This is a genomic window from Streptomyces sp. NPDC017246 (assembly GCF_044331325.1).
Lineage (GTDB): Bacteria > Actinomycetota > Actinomycetes > Streptomycetales > Streptomycetaceae > Streptomyces.
This window is the reverse complement of record NZ_JBIRMW010000017.1, coordinates 70,912-89,240: the sequence shown is the minus strand read 5'-3', so window position 1 is coordinate 89,240 and position 18,329 is coordinate 70,912. Positions and strand designations below refer to the sequence as shown.

The following is an 18,329-nucleotide window of genomic DNA, read 5'->3' as shown; positions in this document are numbered from 1 at the left end:
TCCACCGTAGGTGGCACGGCCGTGGTCATGCGAAAGGGCCGGCGCCGGGGAAACATGCCCCTGAGCCGGCCCTTCACCTGGAGCCCCCTGTCGGGTTCGAACCGACGACCCCCGCTTTACAAGAGCGGTGCTCTGGCCAGCTGAGCTAAGGAGGCAGCGAGTGCAGTGTAACCAACGACGTCCCGGCGGCGGTCGGAAATCTCACTCGCTGCGGAGTGCTGACAGATCGGGCGGCGCCAGGTAGCGTCACGTGGAGTTCATCCAGGTGGACTAGACCTCAATCCTTCCTTTACTCGGATCGTCCGGCACGTTCCTGCCGGTGAAGGGACACATCACCATGGCTTCCGTCACTTTCGACAAGGCGACCCGGGTGTACCCCGGTTCCACCAAGCCCTCCGTCGACCAGCTCGACATCGAGATCGCCGACGGCGAGTTCCTCGTCCTCGTCGGGCCCTCCGGCTGTGGCAAGTCGACCTCCCTGCGCATGCTCGCGGGTCTCGAGGACGTCAACGCCGGCTCCATCCGCATCGGTGACCGCGACGTCACGCACCTGCCGCCGAAGGACCGGGACATCGCGATGGTGTTCCAGAACTACGCGCTGTACCCGCACATGACCGTCGCCGACAACATGGGCTTCGCGCTCAAGATCGCCGGTGTCAACAAGTCCGAGATCCGCGCCAAGGTCGAAGAGGCCGCGAAGATCCTGGACCTCACCGAGTACCTCGACCGCAAGCCGAAGGCGCTCTCCGGCGGTCAGCGTCAGCGTGTCGCCATGGGTCGCGCCATCGTGCGTGAGCCGCAGGTCTTCCTCATGGACGAGCCGCTGTCGAACCTCGACGCCAAGCTCCGTGTCTCGACCCGTACGCAGATCGCCGGTCTCCAGCGCCGTCTGGGCATCACCACGGTCTACGTCACCCACGACCAGACCGAGGCCCTCACCATGGGCGACCGTGTCGCGGTCCTCAAGGACGGCCTGCTCCAGCAGGTCGACTCCCCGCGCAACATGTACGACCGGCCCGCGAACCTCTTCGTCGCCGGCTTCATCGGTTCGCCCGCCATGAACCTGATCGAGGTCCCGATCACCGACGGCGGCGTGAAGTTCGGCAACAGCGTCGTCCCGGTCTCCCGTGACGCCATCGCCGCCGCTTCCGCCAACGGCGACACCACCGTCACCGTCGGCGTCCGCCCCGAGCACTTCGACGTGCAGGGCCCCACCGGCAAGGACGGCCTCGCGGTCACCGTCAACGTCGTCGAGGAGCTCGGCTCCGACGGCTTCGTGTACGGCTCCACCCGCGTCGACGGCGAGGACAAGGACCTGGTCGTCCGCGTCGGCGGCCGTGACGTCCCCTCCAAGGGCACCACGCTGCACGTCGTGCCGCGCGCCGCCGAGCTCCACGTCTTCTCGACGTCGACGGGCGCCCGCCTCAGCGACTGAGCCACGACGGCTCCCTGTATGGCCGAACGGCCCCGCATCCTTCGTGGATGCGGGGCCGTTCGTCTCAGTGGGGGTGCCCGTAGGGGTTTATCGCCGAAAACCCCGGCATTCCGGGCCCGACCCCACCCCCGGCGTCAACACGGGATTCGAAAAGCCACTTCGAACCATCCCCCGCGAGAGTGACTAAATGTCGCCATATCACTACCGGCCGCTACGCTCGCCTGCGTGACGCACACTGCCCGCCGAATCGGCCGCTCTCTCGCCCTCGTCCTGCCCGTCGTCCTGGTGCTCTCGGGAACGCTCGCGGTGTCCGCCGTACCGTGGGCCGGCCAGGATGCCGGGACCCAGCTCACGGCGTCCTCCTCCGAGGTCTCCGTCCGGGCCAAGTCCCGTGCCCCGCAGGACATTCTGCGCGACCAGCTACTCGCCGAGCTCCAGGAGAAGGACCCCGGCACGGCTCTCACCCACCTCCAGCGCGAGGTGGAGAACCGGCCCTCGCTCGCCAAGCACTGCATGTCCATCGCCCGCTCGCTCGGCCGCGCCGCCGTCGAGCAGTACGGCCCCTCCCGCGCGCAGTCCTTCTCCCGTCCGGTCTGCGACACCGCGTACGCGACCGGCGTGATGCGCGCGAGCTGAACAGCCGCACACTGAGCGACGTCGCGCGTCCGGAGCTCTCGCGTACGGGGCGCCTATCGTTCCCCCTATGCACACCTCTCCGACGCAGGCCGTGGTCCTGGCGGGCGGCCAGGGCTCACGGCTGCGCCCCTACACCGACGACCGCCCCAAGCCGATGGTCGAGATCCCGGGCACCGGGACCCCGATCATCGGCCATCAGCTTTCCTGGCTCGCCGCCGAGGGCGTGACCGACGCCGTCGTCTCCTGCGGTCATCTCGCCGAGGTGCTCCAGGAGTGGCTGGAGAGCGCCGACCTCCCCCTCAAGGTGACCACGGTCGTCGAGAGCGAGCCGCTGGGCCGCGGCGGCGGCCTGAAGTACGCCGCCGCGCGTCTGCCCGCGCCGGACCAGCCCTGGTACGCCACCAACGGCGACATCTGGACCCGTTTCTCGCTGCGCGAGATGGCCGCCTTCCACGCGGAGCGCGACGCCCTCGCCACCCTCGCCCTGGCCCGCCCCCGGATCCCGTGGGGCGCCGTCGAGACCGACACCTTCGGGCACATCACCGACTTCATCGAGTCGCCGCCGTCGCCGTTCCTCATCAACGCGGGCGTGTACGTGTTCTCCGCGGCCTTCACCGAGCTGCTGCCCGACCTCGGTGACCACGAGCGCACCACCTTCCCCCGGCTCGCGCGTGAGCGGCGCCTGGCGGGCTTCCCGCTGCCCCAGGGGGCGTACTGGAGGGCCATCGACACCGCGAAGGACCTCACCGAGGCCGCGAAGGAACTCGCCACCCAGAGGGGCTGAGCACGGGCGGGCACACGGGGAAGAGTGGCAAGGGAGCGGGGACAAGGGAGCAGCGACAAGGGGAGGGCGGCACCGCGTCATTTCGACGTGGTGCCGCCCTCTTCGCATTCCGTGGCCGTGGCCGGCTGCCGTCGGCCCCTTACCCGCGGTGCCGTCAGCCCAGCAGGCCGCCGATCGGGTTCCTCGCCCCGCCAGATGTCGAGCCGCTCTCCGACGGCGTGCCGGGCGAGCCGGTCGAACCGCCGCTGGAGCCGCCGCTCGACGTGCCGCCCGTGCTGGTCGGGCTGTCGCTGGTCGACGGCGGCGGTGCCGGCTTGGACTGGGTGGGCGTACGGCTGCCGCCGCCGGTGCTGCTGCCCTGCGTGGCCGTCGGACGCTGCTCCTGGGTCCGGGTGGACTCGCGGGTGGTCTCGGTGGGACGGGTCGCCTCCCGCGTCTCCTCGCGCTCCGCCGGGGCCTCGCTGGTCGCGGCGGGGGCGGGTGCGGTGGACGCGGCCTGGGAGGAGGGGGCGCGGCGCTTCGGCTCGGTGGGGAGCGGCTGGCCGGGGAGGTGGTTGATCGGGTCGTCGTTGGGGCCGGGGACGGTGACCATCTCGGTGGAGCGGACGGCGCCGCCGAGGACGGATCCGATGAGCAGGGTGAGGCCGACGACGACGGAGGCGAGCAGGGTGCTGCGGCGCACGACGCGCCGGCGGAGGTCCCAGAGGTCGGCGCGGGGGCCGAGGGTGCGCCAGGCCTCTCCGGCGAGGCGGCCGTCGAGCGAGTAGACCGGGGCGCCGGCGATGATCAGCGGGGACCAGGCGGCCAGGTAGATGATGTCGGCGGAGTCGTAGACCGGGACGGTCTTCCAGCTGACGGTCAGGATGAGCGCGGCGGAGAGCATGGCGCCGACGACGGCGGCGACGCGCTGCCAGAGTCCGAGGACGGTCAGGACGCCGACGACGACCTGGAGGAAGGCGACGGTGAGTCCGGCGCCGACGGGGTGCTGGAGGGCGAAGTCGCGCAGCGGTTCGGCGAGGGCCCAGGGGTGGAGGGAGTTGAGCCACTTCACCATGGAGCCGCGTTCGCCGCCGTCGAAGTAGACGGGATCGCAGAGCTTGCCCATGCCCGCGTAGATGGAGATGAAGCCGAGGAAGACGCGGAGCGGGAGGAGGACGACGCCGAGGTTCATCCGGCGGCCGGGGTAGTAGGCGTGCCGGACGGTGTCCTGTCCGTGGCGCTGTGCGGCCCGGCCCTCCGTCGTCCCGTTCTCGTACGCGCCGGTCCCGTCGTTCTCGGGGCGGAGCTCGTACACCTCGTCGTACGCGCCCTCGGCGCGGCGCATCGGCGGCAGCAGGGGTCCGGAGTCGGCGGTCACCACGGGGGTGGGCATGGTGTCGTCGAAGCGCGGGATGGCCTGGGTGGCGCCCCCGTCCGGACGCGCGTGGCCGCCCGGGCCGACGGCCGGGTCGAGCGTGGAGACGGAGGACTCGCGTACGGCCTGGAGGAGGCCGGTCGCGCCCGGTGAGGACTTTCCGGTCCACACGACGGGACGACGGCGCGGTCCGCCCGCTCCTGCCGCGGCCCCGGACAGGGCTGCGACGCGGGCGCCGGCGCCGATCTTCGGCTGCGGGGCGGGCGCGAGCCGCACACGGAAGCTGGCGTGGTTCACGATCACCTGGGCGGGATCGGAATCCACCTTGACCATGCTCAACGCGGGCTGATCGTCGAACCCCGGCCGGGGCGTTCTGGTGTCCACACTCATCTAACCGAGTGATCTGGGTTTAGGACACTGCCTTGACGGATGGGAAATGTCCGAGACCCGTCAAGATCACGCCACGGCCGGGAGTGACCCGTTCGGGTCAGGCCATCCGGCGGCGAGCGGCCTCGTAGAGCACGACGCCGGCGGCGACACCGGCGTTGAGCGACTCGGCGCCGCCCGGCATCGGGATGCGGACGAGGAAGTCGCAGGTCTCGCCGACGAGGCGGGACAGGCCCTTGCCCTCGGAGCCGACGACGATGACGACCGGACCGCCCAGCTGCTCCAGCTCGTGCACGTCGCGGTCACCGTCCGCGGCGAGGCCGACGACCGTGACACCGGCCTTCTGGTACTGCTCGAGGCAGCGCGTCAGGTTGGTGGCGCGGGCGACCGGCGTACGGGCGGCGGTGCCGGCCGAGGTCTTCCAGGCACCGGCGGTCATACCGGCGGCGCGGCGCTCGGGGACGACGACACCGTGGCCGCCGAAGGCGGAGACGGAGCGGACGACGGCGCCGAGGTTGCGCGGGTCGGTGATGCCGTCGAGGGCCACGATCAGCGGGTCCTCGTGGTCGTCGAAGGCGGCCGTGACGAGGTCCTCGGGGTGCGCGTACTCGTACGGCGGGACCTGGAGGACGAGGCCCTGGTGGTTGAGGCCGTTCGTCATCCGGTCGAGCTCGGGGCGCGGCGCCTCCATGATGTTGATGTTGCCGCGGCCGGTGGCGAGGTTCAGGGCCTCGCGCACGCGCTCGTCGTTGTCGATGAACTGCTGCACGTACAGGGTCGTGGCGGGCACGCCGTCGCGCAGGGCCTCGAAGACCGGGTTGCGGCCGACGACCATCTCGGACAGGCCCTTGCCGCCGCGGCGGGCGACGGGCTTGCGCTTGGCCGCGTTCCGGGCCATGGCGTTGGTGACGCGGTATGCCTTGTGGCCCTTGCGGGCCTCGGCCTTGGGTGTCGGGCCCTTGCCTTCGAGGCCCTTGCGCCGCTGGCCACCGCTGCCGATCGTCGCACCCTTCTTGTTGGACGTGCGACGGTTCCTGCGCTGGCTGTTCCCGGCCATGACTACTCTCATCCTCGGTGTTGCGTACGAAGGCGTACTCGGCCCACGTACAAGGTCTGTAACTGAAGTGTGCCGCCCGGAGGCCCGAGCGGCACGTCTTCTAACGGTTGCCCAGCGTCCAGCGGGGGCCGTCGGGGCTGTCCTCGATGGCGAGGCCGGACTGGTTGAGCTGGTCGCGGATCGCGTCCGCGGTCGCCCAGTCCTTGCGCGCCCGGGCCGACTCGCGCTGCTCCAGCACGAGCCGTACGAGGGTGTCGACGGCGCCGTGGAGCTCTTCGCCGCCACCGGTCTCCTCGGCCCAGTGCGGGTCGAGCGGATCCAGGCCGAGGACACCGAGCATGGCACGGACCTCGGCGAGGCGGGCGACGGCCTCGTCCTTGTCGTCCGCCGCGAGGGCGCTGTTGCCCTGGCGGACGGTGGTGTGGATGATCGCCAGCGCGTGCGGCACGCCCAGGTCGTCGTCCATGGCCTCGGCGAAGGCCGGCGGCACCTCGGCGGCGGGGGCGACGGTCGTCCCCGCCTTCTCGGTGGCGCGCTGGACGAAGCCCTCGATACGGGCGAACGCCGACTCGGCCTCGCGCAGGGACTCCTCGCTGTACTCGATCATGGAGCGGTAGTGCGGGGTGCCCAGGTAGTAGCGGAGCACGATGGGGCGCCAGTTCCGCACCATCTCGGACACCAGCACGCTGTTGCCGAGCGACTTCGACATCTTCTCGCCGGCCATGGTGACCCAGGCGTTGTGCACCCAGTACTCCGCGAACGTGTCGCCGAAGGCCTTGGCCTGGGCGATCTCGTTCTCGTGGTGCGGGAAGATCAGGTCGAGGCCGCCGCCGTGGATGTCGAAGGCGGAGCCCAGGTACTTGTGGGCCATGGCCGAGCACTCCAGGTGCCAGCCGGGGCGGCCGCGGCCCCACGGCGTCTCCCAGTCGGGCTCGCCCGGCTTGGTCGCCTTCCACATCGCGAAGTCGCGCGGGTCGCGCTTGCCGGTGATGCCGTCCTCGGTGGGCTGGCGCAGGTCGTCGATGTCCTGGTTGGACAGCTCCAGGTAGCCGGGGAAGGAGCGCACGTCGAAGTAGACGCTGCCGTCGGCCTCGTACGCGTGACCGCGCTCGATGAGGCCGCGCATCATCTCGATCATCTCGGGGACGTGCCCGGTGGCGCGGGGCTCGTACGTCGGCGCGAGGCAACCGAGCGCGTCGTAACCCGAGTTGAACGCGCGCTCGTTCTCGTAGCCGATGGACCACCAGGGGCGGCCCTGGTCCGCGCCCTTGGCGATGATCTTGTCGTCGATGTCGGTGACGTTGCGGATGAACGTGACGTCGTAGCCGCGGTAGGCGAACCAGCGGCGCATGATGTCGAAGTTCAGCCCCGACCGGATGTGCCCGATGTGCGGGGCCGCCTGGACGGTGGCACCACAGAGGTAGATCGAGACCTGGCCCGGCGTGAGCGGGGTGAAGTCACGGATCTGCCGGGCGCTGGTGTCGTACAGGCGAATAGTCACCACTCCAGGGTAGTGGGCGTGTGGTAGTGCCCCGATACCTGTTCCCCTTCTCCGACGACGTTTTTCACCGGTACCGGTGGCGGCCGGTACCGGTGGGGGTGATGACGTGCCGCCGGTCCTGAGCCCCGCGGACCCGACGGGTCGCTCCGGACCTCCGGAGGTCCGTGGACCCCGACGGGCCGCTCCGGACTTCCGGGGATGTCCGCGGACCGCTACGGGCGGCCGCCGACCGCGTACACGAGAGCCGTCGCGAGCGCCGCGAGGCCTTCGGCGCGGCCCGTCAGTCCGAGGCCGTCCGTCGTGGTTCCGGAGACGGAGACCGGCGCGCCGGCCGCCTCGCTCAGCGCCTTCTGGGCCTCGTCGCGCCGCTTGCCGACCTTGGGGCGGACGCCGATGACCTGCACCGCGATGTTGCCGATCTCGTACCCCTCGGCGCGGACGATCCGGGCGGCCTCCGCGAGGAGGGTGACGCCGGAGGCGCCGGACCACTCGGGGCGGGAGGTGCCGAAGTGGGCGCCGAGGTCGCCGATGCCGGCGGCGGAGAAGAGCGCGTCGCAGGCGGCGTGGGCGGCGACGTCGCCGTCGGAGTGCCCGGCGAGGCCGTACCCGTCGTTCTCGGAGGCGTCCCAGAGGAGGCCCGCGCACCAGAGTTCGCGGCCCTTCTCGAAGGCGTGGACGTCGGTACCGATGCCGGTACGGGGCAGCACGGGGATGTCAGAAGCCATCGTTGGCCCTCCTGCGGGCGAGTACGGCCTCGGCGAGGACGAGGTCGAGGGGGCGGGTCACCTTGAAGGCCTCTTCGTGGCCGGGCACGACGACGACGGGCGCGCCGAGCCGCTCGACCATGCCGGCGTCGTCGGTGGCGCCCTCGCCGGTGAGGGCGATGGTGGCGTGGGCGTCGACCAGGGTGTCGTGGTCGAAGCCCTGCGGGGTCTGGACGGCGCGGAGCCGGGCCCGGACGGGGGTGGCGACGACCTGCTCGGGGTCGCCCGGCCGCTCGGCCGGCTCGACCTCCTTGACGGTGTCGGAGACGGGCAGCGCGGGGACGACGGCGACGGCCCCGTCCCGTACGGCCTCGATGACGGCGTCCACCGTGTCGACGGGGACGAGGGGGCGGGCGGCGTCGTGGACGAGGACGGTGGTGATGCCCTCGGGAAGCGCGTCCAGCCCGAGGCGTACGGACTCCTGGCGGGTGTCACCGCCGGGGACGACGAGGTAGTCGGTCCGTTCGGGGAGGGCGTGGGCGTCGAGGAGGTTCTTGACCTCGGCGGCGCCGTCGGAGGGGGCGACCACGACCACGAGCGAGACCGCGCGGGAGGCGGCCATCGCGCGGACGGCGTGGATGAGCATGGGGGTGCCGTTCAGCGCGCGCAGCGCCTTGGGGGCGCCCGGGCCGAGGCGTACGCCCCGTCCGGCCGCCGGGATCACCACGGCGGTACGAGAAGGACGCGCTTCGTCTGACATCGGTTGCACTCCGGCAGGTTTGTTTCCGCGGCCGACATGGGTATGGCCTCACCGTGCCGGACGCTCCGCCTTGACCGGGCCCTTTCCGTGACGACGGTCGAGGCGTTGCCGCCCCAGCACAGGAGTTCGGACGTGAGCAGGTAAGAGGGGGATGGGGACGTACGTACAGGACCACGCGTACGTACACGTGACGGTACGTATCCGAGCATGCGTACGTGACGATGCGTACATGAATATGCCGCAGCGCCCGACGGCAGCGCTGTGTGGATCACAGCACGCCAGCGGGCACCGCGGCATTGTTTCACTTGGTAGCGCGCTCGGATGTCGTCAGAGCACGCTCAGGACGCGAGGACCTCGTCGAGGAGAGCCTCGGCCTTGTCCTCGTTCGTGTTCTCCGCGAGGGCCAGCTCGCTGACCAGGATCTGCCGAGCCTTGGCGAGCATGCGCTTCTCACCGGCGGAGAGACCGCGCTCGCGCTCGCGCCGCCACAGGTCGCGTACTACTTCGGCGACCTTGATGACATCGCCGGAGGCGAGCTTCTCGAGATTTGCCTTGTAGCGACGAGACCAGTTCGTCGGCTCTTCGGCGTACGGTGCGCGCAGCACCTCGAAGACCCGGTCCAGCCCGTCCTGACCGACTACGTCGCGAACACCGACGAACTCCGCATTGTCCGCCGGCACACGAACCGTCAGGTCGCCCTGCGCGACCTTGAGCACCAAGTAGGTCTTGTCCACGCCTTTGATCTGGCGAGTTTCGATGGCCTCGATCAGCGCGGCCCCGTGATGGGGATAGACCACGGTGTCGCCAACCTTGAACGTCATGTGACAGGTACCCCTTCCGTGGCTATCCAGGGTAACACGGATACGGCTTCTTCTGAATGGCGTTTTCGCAGGTCAGGGCATATCTCGGGGCTTGACAACAGCGACACGGACGTGCTGCGGCGGCCTTCCGGAAGGCGGTATTCGCAGGTCGGAGCGGCTGTGCGGACGGAGAGAAACGCGCACGTTACACCTACCCGAAGCTCCCCAAGGGAGGTGCGATGCCCCGTTTTGTCGGCTTCAGAGCACTCTACTTCACCTACTCCGTTCGAGGATCGGTCACCCGTACGGATGCATCGCGGGGTGATTCCGTAATTGATCAGCCGACCCGGCTCCGGGATTTTCCGGAGGTGCGGCTCCGGGGAATGCGGGACGGCCCTCGAATTGATCAAGGCGGTTATGTGAACAACAGGTCAATGGGTCGTGATCCAGCCACGACGGCCGACACCAGCCGGCGAGTGGGGCCGCCCCCGGAAGCCCCCGGGAACCGCCCCCGAGACGCCCGAGGCCGGTTAGGGGCGGGTCGGGTGCGGGACGGAGAGTGCGGCTCGGTAACCTAAGCGCGCTGACGCACCTTTAGTTCGCCCTTGGTTCCGAAGGTTCCGAAGGTTCCAAAGGCTCCGAAGCCTGTCCTTAGCCTGTCCGTACGTCCTAGGAGATGCCGCCGCCGTGAGCCGCAGCCTTCGACGCGGCGCCCTCGCCGCCACCGCCATCGTGTTCTCCATCGCCGCGCTGTCCGCCTGTGGGGCGGGCAACGACGCGCAGACGCTCGGCATCCGGCCGGACAACGCCGCCGTCACGGTGGACGACGTCAAGATCCAGAACGCCCTTGTGATCACCCAGCCCCTGGACGTGGCCAAGGGCCCGGCCGCGGTCTCGGCCACCGTCTTCAACAACGGGAGCCAGCCGCAGACGATCGAGTCCATCAGCCTGCCCGGCAGCCGCGCCGCCGTGACGCTGAAGGCAGCCTCCGGCGCCGGCCCGATCGTCGTCCCGGCCGGCGGCTCCGTCGTCATCGGCGGCGAGGGCAACGCCTCCGCCGTCGTCGAGAACGGCAGCGAGGCCACCCGCGACGGCGACGCGCAGCAGGTCGTCTTCAAGCTCAGCAAGACCGGCGACGTGAGCCTGAGCGCGTTCGTCGTCCCGGCGACGCACTACTTCAAGGACTTCGGCCCGAGCATCCTCCCGGCTCCCCCGGGCGCCACCCCCACCGCCACCGCGTCGCCCTCGGGCGAGGCCGAGGGCGAGCACGGCGGCGAGGCCTCCGGCGAGCCGTCGGGCGAGGCGAGCCACGCGGCCGGTCACTGACCGCACGCACGTATGTGAAAGGGGCGCCCCCGTCGGGGGCGCCCCTTTCACGCGTTCACCGCTCGTCGCGGCTCTCCGGAAGCTCCGGAAGCCCCGGAAGCCCCGGAGGGCCCTCTACGACCGTCCGCGGCCCTCCACCGCTCTCTACGGCTCGAACTTGTAGCCCAGGCCTCGGACCGTCACCAGGTAGCGCGGCGCGCCCGGGTCCGGTTCGATCTTCGCGCGGAGGCGCTTGACGTGGACGTCGAGGGTCTTGGTGTCGCCGACGTAGTCCGCGCCCCAGACCCGGTCGATGAGCTGCATACGGGTCAGCACCCGGCCCGCGTTGCGCAGCAGCATCTCCAGGAGGTCGAACTCCTTCAGGGGCAGGTCGACCTTGCCGCCCGAGACCGTCACCACGTGGCGGTCGACGTCCATCCGGACCGGGCCGGCCTCCAGGGCCGCGGGCGTGACCTCCTCCGGCTCACCGCGGCGGCGCAGGACCGCGCGGATGCGGGCGACCAGCTCCCGCGAGGAGAAGGGCTTCGTCACGTAGTCGTCGGCTCCTATCTCCAGCCCGACGACCTTGTCGATCTCGCTGTCCTTGGCGGTCACCATGATGACCGGGACGTTCGAGCGGCCGCGCAGCTGGCGGCACACCTCGGTGCCGGGCAGACCCGGAAGCATCAGGTCGAGGAGGACGAGATCGGCCCCGTTGCGCTCGAACTCGTCGAGGCCGTCGGGCCCGGTCGCCGCCACGGCGACCTCGAAGCCTTCCTTGCGGAGCATGTACGACAGGGCGTCGCTGAAGGATTCCTCATCCTCGACGACGAGCACTCGGGTCACGGAAGGACCTCCGGGGCAGGAAGCGGTTCGGTCATGAGATCAGGGGTGGGGGACGAGGCGGATCGGCGGTCCCGTACGGCGCCCGCCTCGGGCAGCCGCAAGGTGAAGGTGGAGCCCTGACCCTCGGTGCTCCAGACGGTGACCTCCCCGCCGTGCGAGGCGGCCACGTGCTTGACGATGGCCAGGCCGAGTCCCGTACCGCCGGTGGCACGGGAGCGGGCCGGGTCGACGCGGTAGAAGCGCTCGAAGATCCGCTCGCGGTCCCGCTCGGAGATACCTATGCCCTGGTCGGTCACGGCTATCTCGATCAGGTCCCCGCCGGGCGCCGCGATGTGGCGGGCGGCGATGCCCACCCTCGTACGGGCCGGTGAGTAGTTGACGGCGTTCTCGACGAGGTTGCCGAGGGCGGCCGCGAGCTGGCCGCGGCTCCCCCAGACATACAGGTCGGCCGCGCCCCCCGACACCATGGTGATCTGTTTGGTGGAGGCGGGCTGCCGGGAGCGGTCGATCGCCTCGGCGACGAGTTCGTCCACGGACACGGGCTCGGAGTCTTCCAGCGGGTCGTCGTTCTGCACGCGGGAGAGGTCGATGAGCTCCTGTACGAGGTTGGTGAGGCGGGTCGCCTCGATCTGCATGCGGCCGGCGAAGCGGGTGACCGCCTCGGGGTCGTCCGAGGCGTCCATGACCGCCTCGGAGAGCAGGGACAGCGCACCCGTGGGGGTCTTGAGCTCATGGCTCACATTGGCGACGAAGTCGCGCCGTACCGCTTCGATACGACGGGCCTCGGTGAGGTCCTCGACCAGGAGGAGCACCAGCCGGGAGCCCAGCGGGGCGACCCGGGCGGAGACGGCCAGGGCCTCGCCGCGTCCGGTGCCGCGCCGGGCCAGGTCCAGCTCCACCTGGCGTATCTCTCCGTCGCGGCGGGTGTCACGGGCCATGTTGAGCATCGGCTCGACGGCCAGCTTCCCGCCTCTGACCAGGCCGAGGGCGTACGCCGCCGAGCTGGCCTTCACCACGGAGTCGCTCTCGTCGAGGACGACCGCGGAGGAGCGCAGCACGGACAGCACGGTGTCGACGCCGGGCGGGAGCACGGCGTCGGTGTGCAGTGAGGTTCGGGTGGGTCTCGCCTGGTCGCGCTCGCTCCACCGGAACGCCAGCATGGCGATCACGCCGGTGCACACGCCGGCGATCGCGGCCAATGCGGCGACCGCCGCGTTCACGTCCATGCCTCAAGGTTATGCGGGCTGGTGGACACTCTCCCAGCCGTCCGAGTGGCTGCTCGAACACTCGTCGCCCAGAGTTCACCGTGAAGACGGGGCCGGTTCATTTGTCCCGATGGGCACGGTGGCGCGTGTCGCCCAGAGTTCACCTTGGTGACGGTGCCGGTTCATGTGAGGGGGTGGAACCGGACGCGTAGGGGGCCGAACGTGGGAGCGTGGGGGTCCGATGCCCCACCCGGACCCCGGAGCTTTGCCTAGAGAGGGACATCCATGCGGGACGCGTACCACGAGGAACTGGACTCGATCGGTGAGAGCCTGGTCGAAATGGCTCGACTCGTCGGGTCGGCGGTCGGGCGCGCCACGACGGCCATGCTCGACGCGGATCTCAAGCTCGCGGAGAGCGTGATCGCCGCGGACCAGAAGGTCGACGACCTCCAGCACGACCTGGAGGCCCGGGCGATAGCACTGCTCGCGCGGCAGCAGCCGGTGGCGACGGATCTGCGGATCGTGGTGACCTCGCTGCGCATGAGCGCCGACCTGGAGCGCTCGGGCGACCTGGCGCAGCACGTGGCGAAGCTGGCGCGGCTGCGGTTCCCCGAGTCGGCGGTGCCGCGGGACCTGCACGCGACCATCCTGGAGATGGGTCAGCTGGCGCAGCGCCTGATGGCGAAGGCCGCGGAGGTCATCATCACGAAGGACGTCGACCTGGCACTCCAGCTGGAGCAGGACGACGACGAGATGGACCTGCTGCACCGGACGCTGTTCCAGCACCTGATCGACGACCGCTGGAAGCACGGCATCGAGACGGCGGTCGACGTGACGCTGCTCGGCCGCTACTACGAGCGCTTCGCCGACCACGCGGTGTCGGTGGCGAAGCGGGTCGTGTATCTGGTGACGGGTGAGCACGCGGACGAGCTGCAGGCGGCGGACTCTCCGGTGGACGGCGCGTAGGACCGGTCCGGCCCCGGGTGCGGGCGTCGATGCGCCGTTGATGCGCCGGTCCGAGTGGGCATGCAATGGGGGGAGGCGATGTGCGCCTCGAAAGGGAGGGACCCTCATGGCCGAATCCCCCATGACGACCGACTCCGGGGCGGAGGCGCCGCGCGGGACGGTGTTCCTGCCCGTACTGGGCGGCTGCGGCTGCGGCTCGGGCTGCGGCTGCGGCTGCCAGTCGGGCGGCCCGTGCCAGTGCGGCGGCTGCTCGGGCTGAATCCGTACGGCGTAGGGGGTGGGGTGCGGCTGCTTCGCCGCACCCCACCCCCTGTCGCATGCCCGTCAGATGTCGAGTACGCCGACGGTCTGGTCGCCGCTGGTCTCGCCGGTCGCACGGAAACCGAGCCGCTCGTAGAAGGTGCCGGGGCCGTCCTCGCCGGGTTCCCAGGTGACGTACAGCTTCTGCTCGCCGCGTCGGCGCAGTTCGTCGCGTACGGCGTCGACGGCGAAGCGCCCGTAGCCCCTGCCCTGTCCTTCGGCGGCGATGTTGAGCCGCCAGAGGCCGCTGCGCCGGTCGGTGGGGTCCTTCTTCTCGTTCCAGGGAAGGTCGAGGAAGGCCATCAGGAATCCGACGAGCCGGTCGCCGTCGAAGATCAGCCGCGGCCAGGCGGCGTCGCCGTAGGGGATTACCGGCCGGGGCGGAACGACACACCCCCCGCGTCTCGGGACGTCCCGGAGGCCGTCAGGGCTTCGATGGGACGCGGGTACAGGCAAGACTCCCCTCGACCGGGGCGGATCCCGCCACCGCGAGAGCCAGGGGGAACCATGTCCATCAGCATGCGTGGCATCACGGCGAAAGCACTGACCGCGGCCGCCATGGCCGCTGTCGTCGTGACCGGAACAGCGGGAAGCGCCTCGGCGGCGCACGCGTACGCGGAGAAGCTCGTGAAGGGCGAGTACCTCGGAGCCGGCGACTACATCGAGCGCATGACGTACTCCGGAGACGGCTACTTCAGACTGATCATGCAGTCCGACGGCAACCTGGTGCTGTACCGCGTCAAGTACTCGAACGGGGACCGGAAGGTCTGCTGGGCTTCGAACACGCAGTACATCGGCGGGGGGAACTACGTCACCTACCAGCAGGACGGCAACTTCGTCATGTACCCGAGGTGGAGCAACACCGCCGTGTGGCACAGCAACACCTACGGCGGCGGCGGCAGCACGGTCGACATCAACAAGTTCGGCGTCCTGTACGTCGGCACGACGCAGATCAGCTCCCAGGCCGCCTGCACGACGTTCTAGGGCCCGGAGCATGACGATGCCCCTGATCCGCGCCATGGGCGCAGGTCAGGGGCATGATCGCTGTGCTTACTTCTTCTTGCCCTGGTTCTTGACCGCCTCGATGGCCGCCGCGGCGGCGTCCGGGTCGAGGTAGGTGCCGCCCGGGGTGAGGGGCTTGAAGTTCTCGTCGAGCTCGTAGGCGAGCGGGATGCCCGTCGGGATGTTGAGGCCCGCGATGTCCGCGTCCGAGATGCCGTCGAGGTGCTTGACCAGAGCGCGGAGGCTGTTGCCGTGGGCCGCGACCAGGACCGTACGGCCCGTCAGGAGGTCCGGGACGATCGCGTCGTACCAGTACGGGAGCATGCGCTCCACGACGTCCTTCAGGCACTCGGTGTCCGGGCGCAGCTCCGGCGGGATCGTCGCGTAGCGCGCGTCGTGCGCCTGCGAGTACTCGCTGTCGGCCGAGAGCGCCGGCGGCGGGGTGTCGTACGAGCGGCGCCACAGCATGAACTGCTCCTCGCCGAACTCGGCGAGCGTCTGCGCCTTGTCCTTGCCCTGGAGGGCGCCGTAGTGGCGCTCGTTCAGGCGCCAGGAGCGGTGGACCGGGATCCAGTGGCGGTCCGCGGACTCCAGCGCGAGCTGGGCGGTGCGGATGGCGCGCTTCTGGAGGGAGGTGTGCAGCACGTCGGGCAGCAGACCGGCGTCCTTGAGCAGCTCGCCGCCGCGCGTCGCCTCCTTCTCGCCCTTCGCGGTGAGGTTCACGTCCACCCAACCGGTGAACAGGTTCTTCTCGTTCCACTCGCTCTCGCCGTGGCGGAGGAGGATCAGCTTGTACGGTGCGTCGGCCATGCGTACGAGCCTAATAGACCGCTGACGATTGACGCGCGTCGTCAATTGGCTGGCGTCCGACACATGAGATGCGTAAGTTACGGAAGCCGGAAGCAGGGCTTACGCAGACCAGGGGGCCGCCACACATGTCCATCGACTCGCTCAGACGATCAGCCCGGGCGACGGTCTCCGGACTCCCGCAGGGCTTCTGGTGGCTCTGGCTGTCGACCTTGGTCAACCGGACCGGGGCCTTCGTCCTGACGTTCCTCTCCCTCTATCTGACGGTGGAGCTCGGGCACTCGGCGTGGTTCGCCGGACTCGTCGTCGCCCTCCACGGTCTCGGCGGCGTCGCCGGCTCCCCGCTCGGCGGCACGCTCACCGACCGCTGGGGCCGCCGCCCCACCATGGTCACGATGCACCTCGCGGCCGCCGCCTGCGCCGCCGCCCTCGCCGTCGTCACGAGCGCCTGGGCCATCGCCGCGGTCGTCCTCCTCATGGGCGTCGCGATGCAGGCCGTCCGCCCCTCCATCAACGCCACGATCGCCGACATGGTCCCCGCCCACGACGTGCGCCGGGCCTACGCCCTCAACTACTGGGCCCTCAACCTCGGCTTCGCCATCGCGTCCATCGGCGGCGGCGCCGCGATCTTCCTCGGCTACCGCACCCTCTTCCTCGTCGACGCCGTCGCCACCGTCCTGTGCGCCGTCATCGTCTTCCTGCGCCTTCCCGAGACCCGCCCCGAGGCCCGTACCGACACCGCGGGCGAGCCGGTCGTCGAGGACAAGGTCAGCATGCTGACCGTGCTGCGCGACGCCCCCTTCCGCACCCTCGTCCTCCTCAACCTCCTCGTCTGCCTGGTCTTCACCGCCCCCTGGATCGGTCTGCCCCTCACCATGGCGGACCAGGGCCTCTCCCCCTCCTCGTACGGCGTCGTCATCGCCGTCAACGGCGTCGTGATCGTCGGCTTCCAGCTGCTCGTCAACAGGCTGACCGACAAGCGCTCCCCCGTCCTCCTGCTGAGCCTCTCCTCGCTCCTCTTCGCCTTCGGCACCGGTGCCACCGCCCTCGCCGGCTCGTCGGTGGCCTTCGCCGCGACCGTGATCGTCTGGACGGTCGGCGAGATGATCCACGTCCCGACGAACGCCGCCGCCACCGCCCGTCTGGCCCCCGAGCACGCCCGCGGCCGCTACCAGGGCGTCATGGGCATGTCCTGGGCCGTCGCCGGCTTCGTCGCCCCGATCGGCGCCGGCGCGATCGTCGACGGCCCCGGCCCGAGCGTCCTCTGGGCCGCGACCTTCGCGATCGGCATCCTCGCCGCCGTCGGCTACACCGTGCGGCTCCGCAAGGCCCTCGTCGACAGCGGTGACACCGAAGGCGAGGGCGTCGTCGTCGAGGGTGAGGGGGTCGTCATCGTCGAGGGTGAGGGGGTCGTCATCGTCGAGGGTGAGGGCGGCGTCGTCGTCGAGGGTGACGTGGCCGGGGGCTCCGCCGGCAAGTCCTCCGTCAACGCCTGACCCGGAAACCGCTCCCCTCCCTGCGCACTTCGGCGATGCCGGATCCGCCGAAGTGCGCCGGCACGACCAGCTCCCGCTCGTCGGCGGCCCGTTCGAGGATCCGGCGGCGGCTCGTCGCCGCCCCTGCCGCGTCCAGGCAGAAGCAGCTGCTGTGCGCGGGGTCGAGGATCTGCACGGGGCTGTGCAGGAGGTCCCCGACGAAGACCGCCCGCTCCCCGCCCGACGCGAGCCGCAGCACGGCCGAGCCGGGCGTGTGGCCGGGCGCGGACTCCAGGGTGAGGTTCTCGTCGATGCGGTGGACGCCGTCCCAGAGCACGGTCCGCCCCGCGCGGTGGAGGGGCGCGACGCTGTCCTCGTAGACGAGCCGGTCGTCCTCGGTGCGGCCGCCGCCGTAGGCGTTGTCCGGCCCGAAGTGGGCGTCGTCCGCCGCCGGTACGAGGTACTGGGCGTGCGGGAAGGTCGGCACCCACTCGATGCCGGTCCCGCCGACACCGTCAGCCGCACCGGCCCCGTCAGCCCCACCGGCACCGCCAGCCCCACCGGCCCCGTCGGCGGCTCGGGTGTTCCAGCCGACGTGGTCGGCGTGCAGATGGGTGTTGACCACGACGTCCACGTCCTCGGGACGGACGCCGGCCCGTTCCAGCAGGCCGAGGAAGTCCCCCTGCCAGTGGTGGAACTGCGGTGAGCCGGGCCGCTCCCGCCCGTTGCCCACCCCCGTGTCGACCAGGATCGTCCGGCCCCCGCTGCGCAGCACCCAGGTCTGCAGCGCCATCACCGCCCGGTCGCCCTCCGGCTCCCAGTGGTCGGGTGCCAGCCAGTCCTCGTTGTCCTTCCACGTCTCCGCCCCGGCCGTGGGGACGAGCTCGCGGGTGGCCGCGAACGGCCCCTGCCACTCGACGACCCGGATGATCTCCACGTCTCCCAGCACCGTGCGCTGTGCGCTCTCCTGTGTCATGCAGTCGACGTTAGGGAGCTCGATTGAGC

19 protein-coding genes and 1 tRNA gene are annotated in these 18,329 nt (G+C 70.6%); 8 read left to right on the top strand and 12 right to left on the bottom strand.

The genetic code is table 11. The annotated features are described in order from the left end of the window. Positions 1 to 78 precede the first annotated feature (78 nt). Positions 79 to 155: transfer RNA gene (locus tag ACH4MY_RS31515), tRNA-Thr, on the bottom strand. Positions 156 to 337: 182 nt separating this feature from the next. Between ACH4MY_RS31515 and ACH4MY_RS31510 the strand changes: the two genes are divergently transcribed. From ACH4MY_RS31510 to ACH4MY_RS31500, 3 genes are all read left to right on the top strand, one after another. Beyond that, on the top strand, positions 338 to 1,435 hold the full coding sequence (locus tag ACH4MY_RS31510) for an ABC transporter ATP-binding protein (RefSeq protein ID WP_398007260.1): 1,098 nt from the start codon (positions 338 to 340) through the stop codon (positions 1,433 to 1,435). A gap of 225 nt (positions 1,436 to 1,660) precedes the next feature. After that, complete coding sequence (locus ACH4MY_RS31505) at positions 1,661 to 2,071, top strand: hypothetical protein (protein WP_398007258.1); 411 nt, start codon at positions 1,661 to 1,663, stop codon at positions 2,069 to 2,071. Positions 2,072 to 2,138: 67 nt separating this feature from the next. Beyond that, entirely contained in the window at positions 2,139 to 2,855 is a 717-nt protein-coding gene (locus ACH4MY_RS31500) for an NDP-sugar synthase (protein WP_398007257.1), read from the top strand. Between the two features lie 154 nt (positions 2,856 to 3,009). Here the strand turns inward: ACH4MY_RS31500 and ACH4MY_RS31495 are convergent, their stop codons facing one another. The 6 genes from ACH4MY_RS31495 to ACH4MY_RS31470 all read right to left on the bottom strand — a co-directional run bounded on the left by ACH4MY_RS31495 (position 3,010) and on the right by ACH4MY_RS31470 (position 9,439). After that, positions 3,010 to 4,599: a DoxX family membrane protein gene (locus tag ACH4MY_RS31495; protein WP_398007255.1), complete on the bottom strand. Its 1,590-nt coding sequence runs from the start codon at positions 4,597 to 4,599 to the stop codon at positions 3,010 to 3,012. Between the two features lie 97 nt (positions 4,600 to 4,696). Continuing rightward, complete coding sequence (gene rlmB / locus ACH4MY_RS31490) at positions 4,697 to 5,653, bottom strand: 23S rRNA (guanosine(2251)-2'-O)-methyltransferase RlmB (RefSeq protein WP_398007253.1); 957 nt, start codon at positions 5,651 to 5,653, stop codon at positions 4,697 to 4,699. A gap of 100 nt (positions 5,654 to 5,753) precedes the next feature. After that, positions 5,754 to 7,154, bottom strand: coding sequence for a cysteine--tRNA ligase (cysS, locus tag ACH4MY_RS31485; protein WP_398007251.1), 1,401 nt, complete (start codon positions 7,152 to 7,154; stop codon positions 5,754 to 5,756). A gap of 212 nt (positions 7,155 to 7,366) precedes the next feature. Further along, a complete protein-coding gene (ispF, locus tag ACH4MY_RS31480) occupies positions 7,367 to 7,879 on the bottom strand; it encodes a 2-C-methyl-D-erythritol 2,4-cyclodiphosphate synthase (protein WP_398007249.1) in 513 nt (170 codons plus the stop codon). Further along, positions 7,869 to 8,618 carry a 2-C-methyl-D-erythritol 4-phosphate cytidylyltransferase gene (gene ispD / locus ACH4MY_RS31475; protein ID WP_398007247.1) on the bottom strand — a complete coding sequence of 250 codons (750 nt, stop codon included), beginning with the start codon at positions 8,616 to 8,618 and terminating at the stop codon, positions 7,869 to 7,871. The genes ispF and ispD overlap by 11 nt, the downstream gene beginning before the upstream one ends. 338 nt (positions 8,619 to 8,956) lie before the next feature. Next, complete coding sequence (locus ACH4MY_RS31470) at positions 8,957 to 9,439, bottom strand: CarD family transcriptional regulator (protein ID WP_003953493.1); 483 nt, start codon at positions 9,437 to 9,439, stop codon at positions 8,957 to 8,959. 666 nt (positions 9,440 to 10,105) lie between these two features. Between ACH4MY_RS31470 and ACH4MY_RS31465 the strand changes: the two genes are divergently transcribed. Beyond that, positions 10,106 to 10,744 carry a DUF461 domain-containing protein gene (locus tag ACH4MY_RS31465; RefSeq protein WP_398007246.1) on the top strand — a complete coding sequence of 213 codons (639 nt, stop codon included), beginning with the start codon at positions 10,106 to 10,108 and terminating at the stop codon, positions 10,742 to 10,744. Between the two features lie 144 nt (positions 10,745 to 10,888). On the opposite strand, the gene ACH4MY_RS31460 is transcribed toward ACH4MY_RS31465, so the two are convergent. Beyond that, positions 10,889 to 11,569 carry a response regulator transcription factor gene (locus ACH4MY_RS31460; protein ID WP_017242433.1) on the bottom strand — a complete coding sequence of 227 codons (681 nt, stop codon included), beginning with the start codon at positions 11,567 to 11,569 and terminating at the stop codon, positions 10,889 to 10,891. Continuing rightward, entirely contained in the window at positions 11,566 to 12,795 is a 1,230-nt protein-coding gene (locus tag ACH4MY_RS31455; protein ID WP_398007244.1) for a sensor histidine kinase, read from the bottom strand. The genes ACH4MY_RS31460 and ACH4MY_RS31455 overlap by 4 nt, the downstream gene beginning before the upstream one ends. Positions 12,796 to 13,059: 264 nt before the next feature. On the opposite strand from ACH4MY_RS31455, the gene phoU reads away from it, so the two are divergent. Next, positions 13,060 to 13,740, top strand: a complete 681-nt coding sequence (gene phoU / locus ACH4MY_RS31450; RefSeq protein ID WP_398007242.1) for a phosphate signaling complex protein PhoU — start codon at positions 13,060 to 13,062, stop codon at positions 13,738 to 13,740. Positions 13,741 to 13,846: 106 nt separating this feature from the next. Next, positions 13,847 to 13,999, top strand: coding sequence for a hypothetical protein (locus ACH4MY_RS31445; RefSeq protein WP_398007240.1), 153 nt, complete (start codon positions 13,847 to 13,849; stop codon positions 13,997 to 13,999). 65 nt (positions 14,000 to 14,064) lie between these two features. Here ACH4MY_RS31445 and ACH4MY_RS31440 read toward each other — a convergent pair whose 3' ends face one another. Beyond that, positions 14,065 to 14,496 carry a GNAT family N-acetyltransferase gene (locus ACH4MY_RS31440; RefSeq protein WP_398007238.1) on the bottom strand — a complete coding sequence of 144 codons (432 nt, stop codon included), beginning with the start codon at positions 14,494 to 14,496 and terminating at the stop codon, positions 14,065 to 14,067. A 51-nt stretch (positions 14,497 to 14,547) separates the two neighbouring features. Between ACH4MY_RS31440 and ACH4MY_RS31435 the strand changes: the two genes are divergently transcribed. Continuing rightward, positions 14,548 to 15,024: a hypothetical protein gene (locus ACH4MY_RS31435; RefSeq protein WP_398007237.1), complete on the top strand. Its 477-nt coding sequence runs from the start codon at positions 14,548 to 14,550 to the stop codon at positions 15,022 to 15,024. A 66-nt stretch (positions 15,025 to 15,090) separates the two neighbouring features. Here ACH4MY_RS31435 and ACH4MY_RS31430 read toward each other — a convergent pair whose 3' ends face one another. Then, positions 15,091 to 15,852, bottom strand: a complete 762-nt coding sequence (locus ACH4MY_RS31430; protein ID WP_398007235.1) for a phosphoglyceromutase — start codon at positions 15,850 to 15,852, stop codon at positions 15,091 to 15,093. Positions 15,853 to 15,977: 125 nt separating this feature from the next. On the opposite strand from ACH4MY_RS31430, the gene ACH4MY_RS31425 reads away from it, so the two are divergent. After that, the gene (locus ACH4MY_RS31425) at positions 15,978 to 17,345 is read left to right on the top strand and encodes an MDR family MFS transporter (RefSeq protein ID WP_398007233.1); all 1,368 of its coding nucleotides are present in this window, start codon (positions 15,978 to 15,980) and stop codon (positions 17,343 to 17,345) included. On the opposite strand, the gene ACH4MY_RS31420 is transcribed toward ACH4MY_RS31425, so the two are convergent. Continuing rightward, positions 17,335 to 18,300 carry an MBL fold metallo-hydrolase gene (locus ACH4MY_RS31420; protein ID WP_398007232.1) on the bottom strand — a complete coding sequence of 322 codons (966 nt, stop codon included), beginning with the start codon at positions 18,298 to 18,300 and terminating at the stop codon, positions 17,335 to 17,337. The two genes, ACH4MY_RS31425 and ACH4MY_RS31420, sit on opposite strands and share 11 nt — an antisense overlap. Positions 18,301 to 18,329 lie beyond the last annotated feature (29 nt).